8 protein-coding genes are annotated in these 10,107 nt (G+C 60.0%); 3 read left to right on the top strand and 5 right to left on the bottom strand.

What is annotated here, in order from left to right; translation table 11 throughout:
* Together HMPREF2928_RS02680 and HMPREF2928_RS02675 are read left to right on the top strand one after the other, a co-directional pair.
* Window positions 1-682: alpha-amylase family glycosyl hydrolase (locus HMPREF2928_RS02680; protein ID WP_141754942.1), on the top strand; the 682-nt coding region annotated here is incomplete at its 5' end.
* A 129-nt stretch (window positions 683-811) separates the two neighbouring features.
* Entirely contained in the window at window positions 812-2,617 is a 1,806-nt protein-coding gene (locus HMPREF2928_RS02675) for a glycoside hydrolase family 13 protein (RefSeq protein WP_005505076.1), read from the top strand.
* 158 nt (window positions 2,618-2,775) lie between these two features.
* Here HMPREF2928_RS02675 and HMPREF2928_RS02670 read toward each other — a convergent pair whose 3' ends face one another.
* Window positions 2,776-3,780, bottom strand: coding sequence for an AEC family transporter (locus HMPREF2928_RS02670; RefSeq protein WP_070687301.1), 1,005 nt, complete (start codon window positions 3,778-3,780; stop codon window positions 2,776-2,778).
* A 502-nt stretch (window positions 3,781-4,282) separates the two neighbouring features.
* Here HMPREF2928_RS02670 and HMPREF2928_RS09060 point away from each other — a divergent pair.
* The gene (locus HMPREF2928_RS09060) at window positions 4,283-4,534 is read left to right on the top strand and encodes a hypothetical protein (RefSeq protein WP_168165530.1); all 252 of its coding nucleotides are present in this window, start codon (window positions 4,283-4,285) and stop codon (window positions 4,532-4,534) included.
* 190 nt (window positions 4,535-4,724) lie between these two features.
* Here HMPREF2928_RS09060 and HMPREF2928_RS09145 read toward each other — a convergent pair whose 3' ends face one another.
* From HMPREF2928_RS09145 to guaB, 4 genes are all read right to left on the bottom strand, one after another.
* A complete protein-coding gene (locus HMPREF2928_RS09145) occupies window positions 4,725-4,886 on the bottom strand; it encodes a hypothetical protein (RefSeq protein ID WP_160311328.1) in 162 nt (53 codons plus the stop codon).
* A gap of 201 nt (window positions 4,887-5,087) precedes the next feature.
* Entirely contained in the window at window positions 5,088-6,680 is a 1,593-nt protein-coding gene (gene guaA, locus HMPREF2928_RS02665; RefSeq protein ID WP_005505071.1) for a glutamine-hydrolyzing GMP synthase, read from the bottom strand.
* A 219-nt stretch (window positions 6,681-6,899) separates the two neighbouring features.
* The gene (locus tag HMPREF2928_RS02660; RefSeq protein WP_005505070.1) at window positions 6,900-8,030 is read right to left on the bottom strand and encodes a GuaB3 family IMP dehydrogenase-related protein; all 1,131 of its coding nucleotides are present in this window, start codon (window positions 8,028-8,030) and stop codon (window positions 6,900-6,902) included.
* A gap of 145 nt (window positions 8,031-8,175) precedes the next feature.
* The gene (guaB, locus tag HMPREF2928_RS02655) at window positions 8,176-9,693 is read right to left on the bottom strand and encodes an IMP dehydrogenase (protein ID WP_005505069.1); all 1,518 of its coding nucleotides are present in this window, start codon (window positions 9,691-9,693) and stop codon (window positions 8,176-8,178) included.
* Window positions 9,694-10,107 lie beyond the last annotated feature (414 nt).

Below are 10,107 nucleotides of genomic sequence, written 5' to 3'. Positions count from 1 at the left end.
CCAGGGTGAAGAGCTGGGCATGACCAACGTCTTCTTCGACGATGTGAAGGACTACAACGACCTGGAGATTCACGACTCCTGGCGCAAGTACGTTGAAGAGTCGGGCCGTGTCTCCGCGGAGGACATGCTGCGCTACATCAGCGCCTCCGGCCGCGATAACGCCCGCACCCCCATGCAGTGGACCGCTGGCGAGAACGCAGGCTTTACCTCCGGCACCCCGTGGCTGAAGCTGAACCCGCGTTACACCGAAATCAACGCGGAGGCAGAGCTCGCTAACCAGGATTCGGTGTTCTACCACTACCGCGACCTGATTAGCCTGCGCCGCGAGCACCCGATCGTCCTGACCGGCGAGTACCGCCTGCTGGATGAAGAGGATGACCAGGTTTACGCCTACCTGCGCGTGAACTCCGACGAGGACGCCGCCGCAACCGGCGAGCGCGCCCTGCTGGTCGTCGCCAACTTCACCGATGACACCGTTCAGCTGAACTACGCGGGCGGCAACCTGGATTCGGTGGTGCTGACCAACTCGCAGGCACTCTCCCCGACTGAGCTGAAGGCAATCGAGAACACCCCGAAGCTGATTAGCTCGAACTACCGCGATGAGAACCGCGAGTTCACCGATGAGGGCACCCTGCTGCGCCCCTACGAGGCGAAGGTGTACCTCTTCGGTAACGCCAAGTAGTCGTACCCCACTCATACTGTGCGAAGGGGGACCAGATACAGACATTCCGGTCCCTCTTCGCCCTATACTTCAATCACAGACAAAATTTGTTCCTCTTTTCGGCTGGATGGCCGGTATAGAAAGGCAATTATGAGCAACTCCGAGGCATACGAGGTTCCCTCCTACGAAGGCCGCCAGTGGTGGAAGGAAGCCGTGGTGTACCAGGTGTACCCCCGCTCCTTCAACGACGCTAACGGCGACGGTATCGGTGATCTGAAGGGCATTACCGAGAAGCTACCCTACCTGGCTAAGCTGGGCATCAACGTCATCTGGCTCTCCCCCGTGTTCGACTCGCCGAACGTGGACAACGGCTACGACATCTCTGACTACTTCGCGATCATGAGTGACTTCGGCACCATGGAAGACTTCGACGAGATGCTTGAAACCGCCCACAAGCACGGCATCAAGATCCTGATGGACCTGGTCGCAAACCACACCTCCGATGAGCACCCCTGGTTCAAGGAGTCCCGCTCCTCTAAGGACAACCCCTACCGCGACTACTACATTTGGAAGGACCCGAAGGGCTTCGACGAGGACGGCAACCCGATTCCTCCGAACAACTGGGCGTCCGAGTTCGGCGGCCCGGCGTGGGAGTGGGACGAGGCGACCGGCCAGTTCTACCTGCACATCTTCTTCAAGGAACAGCCCGACCTGAACTGGGAAAACGAGAAGGTTCGCGAGGACCTGTACTCCATGGTCCGCTGGTGGCTGGACAAGGGCGTTGACGGCTTCCGCCTGGACGCTATCAACATCATCTCCAAGCCCGAGGGCTACCCGGATGACCCCTCCACCGACTACGAGAAGCACACCTCCTCGATTCCGTTCGTCATTACGAACGGCACCATGGTGCACCCGTGGATGAAGGAACTGACCCGCGAGACCTTCAGCCGCTACGACGTGATGACCGTGGGCGAGACCAGCGCGACCAGCCCCGAGGACGCTAAGCTGTGGGCTGGCTACCACACCGGTGAGCTGAACATGATCTTCCACTTCGATCACATGGGCGTGGATAACGACCCGAACGGCAATCTGGGCGGCAAGTGGTCCTACGCACCGTACAAGCTGACCGAGCTCAAGCGCATCCTGAACGACTGGCAGACCACCCTGGAGGGTAACGCCTGGGGTTCGCTGTACTGGAACAACCACGACCAGCCGCGCGTTGTCTCCCGCTTCGGTAACGATTCGGATGAGTTCCGCACCCTGTCCGCTAAGCAGCTGGCGACCACCCTGCACTTCATGCAGGGCACCCCGTACATTTACCAGGGTGAAGAGCTGGGCATGACCAACGTGAAGTTTGATTCGATTGAGGATTACCGCGATGGTGACTCGATCCGCTTCTACGAGGACATGCACGTTGACCACAAGCGTCTAAGCCACGAAGAGGCGATGCAGGCGATTTACATTAAGGGCCGCGACAACGCTCGTACCCCGGTTCAGTGGGATGCCTCCGCTAACGGTGGTTTCAGCCCCGAGGGTGTGACCCCGTGGATTGCTGTGAACCCGAACTACCCGGCGATTAACGCTGAGGCTGTTCTGGCTGATGAGGATTCGATCTTCTACCACTACCAGCAGCTGGTGGCTCTGCGCCGCGGCAAGCTGAAGGATCTGATGGTTTACGCAGCCTTCGCTCCGGTCGATTCGGTTCAGGTTCCGCACAACGAGGATGAGGCTGTGTACGCGTACACCCGTACCGGTGGTGCGGATGGCAGCCCCGCGAACGAGTCTTTGCTGGTTGTTTCGAACTTCACTGCCGAGGAGCAGGAACGCGACTTCGCGGTACTTTCTGAGGCTCGTGAGGCTGGTGCTCGTGTTGAGCTAGTGAGCTCAAACTACAAGGACGACGCGGGTTCGACCCTGCGCCCCTACGAGGCGAAGGTGTACCACATCGTTCGCTAAGCGCTGTAGCTCGTTGAGTGCTACCGTGTGCCGATAAGGTGATAGACAGCAGAAGGAGGGTGAGGCTTATGCCCCGCCCTCCTTTTGTGTTGTCTCCTGCGTTCTCCCCTTTGTGGTCCCGGCGTGCTTTCTTGGCTCTATTTAGCTGGCGGCTCTACTTAGCTGGCGAAGACGAACTGCAGGATCGGCACGGCGAGCGCTATCATTCCCACGCTGACGGCCGCCCCTGCGGCAATGACGGGGGCTGCGGTGCCTTCGTGCCGGTAGTGGGTTTCCAGAATGACGATATTAGCTGCTGGCGGCAGAACAGCCAGAAGGAAAAGCACCTGCGGATGCGCGAGCAACTGGTCAAAGTGCATGCCCGCCGTATCGTGTGCCCAGCGGGCGAGTGCCAGCACGCCGATGCTGTAGACGCTTACGAGCACGGCGCGTAGGAGCGCCCATCCGGCGGCGCGGGTCAGGTCGGCGCGGTGTAGCTTGGCGACACCGAGCCACATGCCCAGAACAATCAGTCCGATAAAGCTGAAAATCCAGGTCAGTACCCGGTAGAAACCTGCCCCGTGAACGCTCAGGAAAGAGCCGGCGGGCAGGCAGAGCAGACCCACCACCACGGCGATAACCGGCGGGCTGGTACGCAGCCCCCGCATCACCGTGTGGAGGGTTTCACCACGGCTCCTGGTGGCTCGTGCATCCTGTGTTGTGTGTGAGTTCTGCGCGGCTCGTACACTTGAGGCGGCGCGCTCCCCGGCATCTGTTGTTAAACCGCCGCGTAGTAGCGAGGTGCCCAGAATATTACCCATGATGGAGTTGCCGATATACGCGCCGATGTAGACTCGCACGGCTTCCTCACCCCAGAACCCGGCAACCACAGGGATGCCGAAGAGCCCCGCGTTCAGATAGACGAAGGCGAGTTTCTGCACGGGGTCGCGGGTGATACGCCCGGCGCAGAGCACTCCGAGGAGCATCAACACCATGGTGGAGGCTGCAACGAAGAAAAGTTCGGGGCGGCTGGTGGCGACGGTGTAGATGATAACGGCGGGAATGATCCAGCGAGTCAGCAGGGCGGAGGCGCTTTCTTTCAGGCGGTTACCCCAGTGCTCAGGTAGCAACATTGCGAGCCCGATTCCTACCCCTAAGTAGAGGAGTGGGAGGATGATTCCCATGCTCGTTCCTTTCGCTGTTGCTGTGTCTGTGCCGTTGTTTTACGGCTAAGGTCCCTGTCTAATAACCCTACCCTGAACCTTCAGGTTGAGGTTTACTGCTTTTTCGTTGTGTTTTTCGAAATTTTCGCGTCATATTGCATCTTATTTGCTGATGCTCTCGTTTTTTATGCGGTTCACTTCTAGTCTTGAATTATAGAAAGAATAATTACTCACTCTATTTTTTCAATCTATCGCCGATACTCATTTTTGCGAAAGTAGGAACTAGGCTGTTTCTTCTCTTGCAAGGTCCCACATCCAGGAGCCCGCATTGCAGCAACCGTATCTTTCTTCCCCTCCCGATGCTGGAGGCGTCCCGCAGCGTCCGGCGCAGGTTTCCAGTCAGCATGCTGATGCGCATATTCCGTGGCGTTCATCAGCTCCACTTACTGCCCCCGCTACAGCTTCTGTAGCGACTGTACCCGCCTCTGAGGACCCTGAGCGCACGTTTAGGGTTCCTCACCCGGTGTTGAGCGCTATCTCGTGGGTGATTGCGGCTGCGAGCGCTGCGTGGCTTATCATTCTGGCTGTTTCGTTGACGATGATTGTGGCGTCGGGTCTGAGCCATGATTCTGAGTTTGTGATGCTGACCTATGGTGTGTACATGGCGTGCGCGTTTGGCTTCTGCTGTTTTGGTACGTTTTTTGCTTTGCATTTTGGGTTGGGGTCGAGCGCTCATTGGCGTGATTCGATTCGTCACCCGCATCACCCACACTAAAAAGGTTTATTTCTAGGCGTAGTTTTTCGGGTATTTTTGGAATGCATTTCTTTTATTTAGACCCCGCGTTTAAAAAATAAATGAGGATTTTTTAATACGCCCCAAAACGCCTCCCCTTTTCTACACGACTTGATGCCAGAAGCCGCCCGGCGCATCCACATTCGGATGCACCGGGCGGCTTACTTCTAAGCTAAAAGTCTGGGGCAGGGCGCTGCGAGGCAGAACGTTCCGCCACGGGGATTTCTTCAGAACAGTTTGCGTCATCTGCAAGGGCAGGAAAACTGACGAAAAACTCATAGACGGAGGATTCATACTCTTGCTTTTGAATGTGCTCGTTATCAGCTTTTAACATCTTTAGCCCCTCCTTATGCCATTAGGTTAATGCTCTGCGCATGTCAGACGAAGCATGCATAAGCACATTATATTTCGTTCATCCCTGGCATCTGCAACGTACATACTCACAAAAGGAGCCGCCCAGCGCATCCACATTCGGATGCACCGGGCGGCTCCTTCACAGGCTCCCAGCTACAAAGCTAGGTAGCCCAAAGCGGGATTACTCCCACTCAATGGTTCCCGGGGGCTTGGAGGTAACGTCCAGCACCACTCGGTTAACGTCCTTGACCTCGTTCGTAATACGGTTCGAGATCTTAGCCAGCAGGTCGTACGGCAGGCGCGACCAGTCAGCGGTCATTGCGTCTTCCGAAGAGACCGGGCGCAGAACAATCGGGTGGCCGTAAGTACGGCCGTCACCCTGAACGCCCACGGAGCGAACGCCAGCCAGCAGAACCACGGGGCACTGCCAGATGTGCTCGTCCTGACCTGCTGCGGTCAGCTCTTCACGCACGATAGCGTCAGCGGCACGCAGGGTGTCCAGGTTCTCGCGGTTAACCTCACCGACAATGCGGATGCCCAGTCCGGGGCCGGGGAACGGCTGACGTGCCACGATCTTCTCGGGAACGCCGAGCTCACGACCGATAGCGCGAACCTCGTCCTTGAACAGGGTGCGCAGCGGCTCAACCAGTTCGAAGGTCAGGTCGTCGGGAAGGCCGCCCACGTTGTGGTGGCTCTTAATGTTTGCGGTGCCGTCGCCGCCGCCGGACTCAACAACGTCCGGGTACAGGGTGCCCTGGACCAGGAACTTGATGTCTGCGCCCTCTTCGCCCGCTTCAGCGATCAGCTTGCGCTGTGCCTCTTCGAAGGAGCGGATGAACTCGCGGCCGATAGCCTTACGCTTCGCCTCAGGCTCGGTGATGCCATCGAGTGCGGAGAGGAAACGCTCCGACTCGTCGATGGTGATGACCTTGATACCCATGGATGCTGCGTAGTCCTGCTCGACCTGTTCGCGCTCGCCTTCACGGAGCAGACCGTGGTCGATGAAGAAGCAGGTGAGCTGGTCGCCAACAGCCTTGTGCACGAGTGCTGCTGCCACGGAGGAGTCAACGCCGCCGGAGAGCGCGCAGATGACGCGGTCGCTACCGACCTGCTCGCGGATCTTTGCGACCTGCTCTTCGATGATGTTGTTAGTGGACCAGGTGGGCTTCAGGCCTGCCACATTATAGAGGAAGTTCTCCAGGGCGACCTGGCCGTAGTCGGAGTGCTTCACCTCGGGGTGCCACTGCACGCCGCCGAGCTTGCGGGATTCGTCCACGAATGCTGCCACGGATGCGCCGGGGGTCTTAGCCAGCACCTCGAAGCCTTCGGGGGCTTCGGTCACGGAGTCACCGTGAGACATCCACACGTTCTGGGTGGTGGGGGTGCCGGTGAGGAAGGAGGAGTTCTCAGCGCAGACCACAGCGTCGGTTGCGCCGTATTCGCGCAGACCGGTCTGGGCGACGGTGCCGCCGAGGGTCTGGGCCATCACCTGGAAGCCGTAGCAGATACCGAAGATCGGCACGCCAGCTTCGAAGAGGGCCTTGTCGCCCTTGGGTGCGCCATCGGCGTAGACCGAGGAGGGGCCACCGGAGAGCACGATGGCTGCCGGGTTCTTGGCGAGCATCTTCTCGGTGCTCATGGAGTGGGGGACGATTTCGGAGTAGATGCCGGCTTCACGCACGCGACGAGCGATGAGCTGCGCGTACTGTGCACCGTAATCTACCACCAGGACGGGACGCTCTTCGAGCTGGTCCAGGTTCACAGAGTTGGTCACGAAAATTACCTCAACGTGTTGGTACTAATCCGCGCACTTGCGCGGGGATATATCTATTTTACGCTATTGCTGTATGCCGCCGACGGTACGTAGCCGCTCCCCCATCTGGAGGTACCGCTACATGCTCTAACGGGGGTAGAGCGTGCGTATAGAAAGCACCGCCCGGCGACCGGCAGATCACAACCTGCCAACCGCCAAGCGGTGATTCATGAAGCTACATTAGCCGCGGTACGCAGGAACCACGGTCAGATCCGCCTTCTGGAACTTCTTCAGGTCCAGGTAACCGCAGTTAGCCATTGCGCGCTTGAGCGCACCGACAATGTTGCTGGTGCCGTTCACGTGGTGCGAAGGACCGTACAGGACCTCCTCCAGGGAGCCGACAACACCCAGCGGGGTGCGCACGCCGCGCGGGAAGTCCAGCGAGTGCGCCTCGTTGCCCCAGTACCAGCCCTGGCCGGGAGCCTCGGATGCGCGAGCCAGCGGAGCGCCCAGCATGACAGCGTCAGCGCCCAGTGCGAGCGCCTTCACCATGTCACCGGAGCGGCCCAGGGAGCCGTCAGCGATCACGTGTACGTAGCGGCCGCCGGACTCGTCCAGGTAGTCGGAACGTGCCGCAGCCACGTCGGCGATAGCGGTTGCCATGGGTGCGGAGATGCCCAGGCCCTGGCGGGTGGTCTGTGCGGAACCGCCGCCGAAGCCCACCAGCACGCCGGCTGCGCCGGTACGCATCAGGTGCTTAGCCTGCGAGTAGCCAGCAACGCCACCAACGATGACCGGAACGTCGAGCTCGTAGATGAACTTCTTCAGGTTCAGCGGCTCGTGCGAGGTGGAAATGTGCTCAGCAGAGACGGACGCACCGCGGATGACGAACAGCTCAACGCCCGCCTTCACTACGGTCTCGTAGTGCTCCTGGGTGTTCTGCGGGCTCAGGGAGCCTGCAACGACCACGCCGGAGTCACGGATCTCTTCCAAGCGTGCAGTAATCAGTTCCGGCTTAATCGGCTCGGAGTAAATCTGCTGCATGCGGGTGGTTGCGGAGGCGGGGTCCGCCTCGGGCAGCTCAACAATCTCGTCGAGCAGCGGCTGCGGGTCCTCGTAGCGGGTCCACAGGCCCTCGAGGTTCAGCACGCCCAGGCCACCCAGCTTACCCAGTGCAATGGCGGTCGCCGGGGACATGACCGAGTCCATGGGCGCACCAATGATGGGGGTGTCGAACTTGAAGGCGTCAATCTGCCAGGAGGTGTCGACGTCGCGGCGGTCGCGGGTACGGCGGGTAGGCACCAGCGCCACATCGTCCAGGGAGTAGGTGGGGCGGGCGTTCTTGGAGAGGCCAATCTGAATTTCAGACATGGGGTGAATCCTTTCGAATTCGGTTTGAGGGGTGCCGCTGGGCGTTATTCGCGCCGATGCCCGCCCGATACCTGAACGGGTATAGGGCGGGCTCAACGGCGCATGGTGTGCACACCATGCGGCGAATCATCGTTGGTGAGGCGTTTTAGCGGCGGTAGTTCGGTGCCTCAACGGTCATCATGATGTCGTGCGGGTGCGATTCCTTCAGACCTGCGGGGGTGATGCGCACGAACTGACCCTTGTACTTGAGCTCCTCGATGGTGCGGGAACCGACGTAGAACATGGTCTGGCGCAGGCCGCCTTCGAGCTGGTGAATCACTGCGGAGAGCGGGCCGCGGAAGGGAACCTGACCCTCAATACCCTCGGGGATCAGCTTCTCTTCGCTGGAGACGTCAGCCTGGAAGTAGCGGTCCTTGGAGAAGGACTTGTGGCGGCCGCGGGTCTGCATTGCGCCCAGCGAACCCATGCCGCGGTATGCCTTGTACTGCTTACCGTTCATGAAGATCAGCTCACCGGGGGACTCGGTGGTACCGGCCAGCAGGGAGCCGAGCATCACGGAGTCAGCGCCTGCAACCAGTGCCTTGCCGATCTCGCCGGAGTGCTGCATACCGCCGTCAGCAATCAGCGGCACGCCTGCCGGGATTGCCGCCTTAGCGGACTCGTTGATAGCGGTCACCTGGGGAACGCCAACACCGGCGATGATGCGGGTGGTGCAGATGGAGCCGGGGCCAACGCCGACCTTCACGCCGTCAGCGCCGGCGTCGATGATCGCCTGTGCGCCCAGGCGGGTTGCAGCCTGGCCACCGATGACGTCCACGTGTGCTGCGGCGGGGTCCTTCTTCAGGCGGGCAATCATGTCGAGCACGCCCTGGGAGTGGCCGTTTGCGGTGTCCACGAACAGTGCGTCGACGCCTGCCTCGACCAGGGTCATTGCGCGCTCGTAGCCGTCGCCGAAGAAGCCGATAGCGGCGCCGGCACGCAGGCGGCCGTCCTCGTCCTTGGTGGCGTTGGGGTACTGCTCAGTCTTGACGAAGTCCTTGAGGGTAATCAGACCGGCGAGCTTGCCTGCGTCGTCGACCAGGGGCAGACGCTCAATCTTGTTGTTAGACAGCAGTGCGAATGCTTCGTCCTTGGTGACGCTGGGGTGCGCGGTAACCAGCGGCATGGGGGTCATGATGTCGCGGACGCGAATGCCCTCGTAGTCGGAGCGGGAGATGTAGCGGATATCGCGGTTGGTGATGATACCTTCCAGCACGCCCTCTTCGCTGACGACGGGCAGACCGGAAACCTTGTAGTAGCCGCAGACCTCGTCGTATTCGGCGATGGTTGCGTCAGCACCGATGGTGACGGGGTTAATGATCATGCCGGACTCGGAGCGCTTAACGCGGTCCACGTGTGCAGCCTGGTCCTCGATGGAGAGGTTGCGGTGGATAACGCCCATACCGCCCAGACGTGCCATAGCGATTGCCATAGCGGAGTCGGTCACGGTGTCCATTGCGGCGGAAATGATGGGGGTGTTCAGGGTGATGCGCTTGGACAGGCGGGTGGAGGTGTCCGCATCGGAGGGGATGACGTCGGTGTTGCCGGGCAGCAGCAGCACGTCATCGTAGGTCAGGCCGGTGAAGCCGAAGGGATCCTCGGACAGAGCGGTGGGAATGGTCATTGTCTACCTTTCGGATGCTGGCTTCATCGGTGAGAAGCTCAGCCTATACGTTGCGTATGTCAAGATGCGGTACGACCCGTCTGCTCGCACCCCACAAGGTGGTTTGAGCGCAAACGGGAACAGCTTACCTTCTATAGTAAACCGCTAAAGGTTTCTTTGCTGAGAAGCACTCATAGTAAGAGCCCCTCAGCAGGAGGCTGTCGGCAGGTTCTAGCGCCCCCACGAACGCGAGCGCATCCGAGCCTACCGACAGCGAGTGCCCGGTACCGCCTCCATGGTGGAGGGGCGGCACCGGGCACACACACTATTTAGTCTTCTTCAGTTTCTTCGGGCTTCTCAACCACCAGGGTCTCGGTGGTCAGCACCAGAGCCGCGATGGAGGATGCGTTCTGCAGAGCCGAACGGGTCACCTTC

The sequence above is a fragment of the Rothia sp. HMSC072B04 genome (assembly GCF_001813725.1).
GTDB lineage: Bacteria > Actinomycetota > Actinomycetes > Actinomycetales > Micrococcaceae > Rothia > Rothia mucilaginosa.
Note: the sequence above shows the minus strand (reverse complement) of the source record. Positions and strands in the feature narration are given on the sequence as shown.

Excerpts from the sequence above, each read along its gene's own strand:
- HMPREF2928_RS02670 (WP_070687301.1), bottom strand. The coding sequence starts at position 3,780 with ATGGGAATCATCCTCCCACTCCTCTACTTAGGGGTAGGAATCGGGCTC.
- HMPREF2928_RS09145 (WP_160311328.1), bottom strand. The coding sequence starts at position 4,886 with ATGTTAAAAGCTGATAACGAGCACATTCAAAAGCAAGAGTATGAATCC.
- HMPREF2928_RS02675 (WP_005505076.1), top strand. The coding sequence starts at position 812 with ATGAGCAACTCCGAGGCATACGAGGTTCCCTCCTACGAAGGCCGCCAG.
- HMPREF2928_RS02660 (WP_005505070.1), bottom strand. The coding sequence starts at position 8,030 with ATGTCTGAAATTCAGATTGGCCTCTCCAAGAACGCCCGCCCCACCTAC.
- guaB (WP_005505069.1), bottom strand. The coding sequence starts at position 9,693 with ATGACCATTCCCACCGCTCTGTCCGAGGATCCCTTCGGCTTCACCGGC.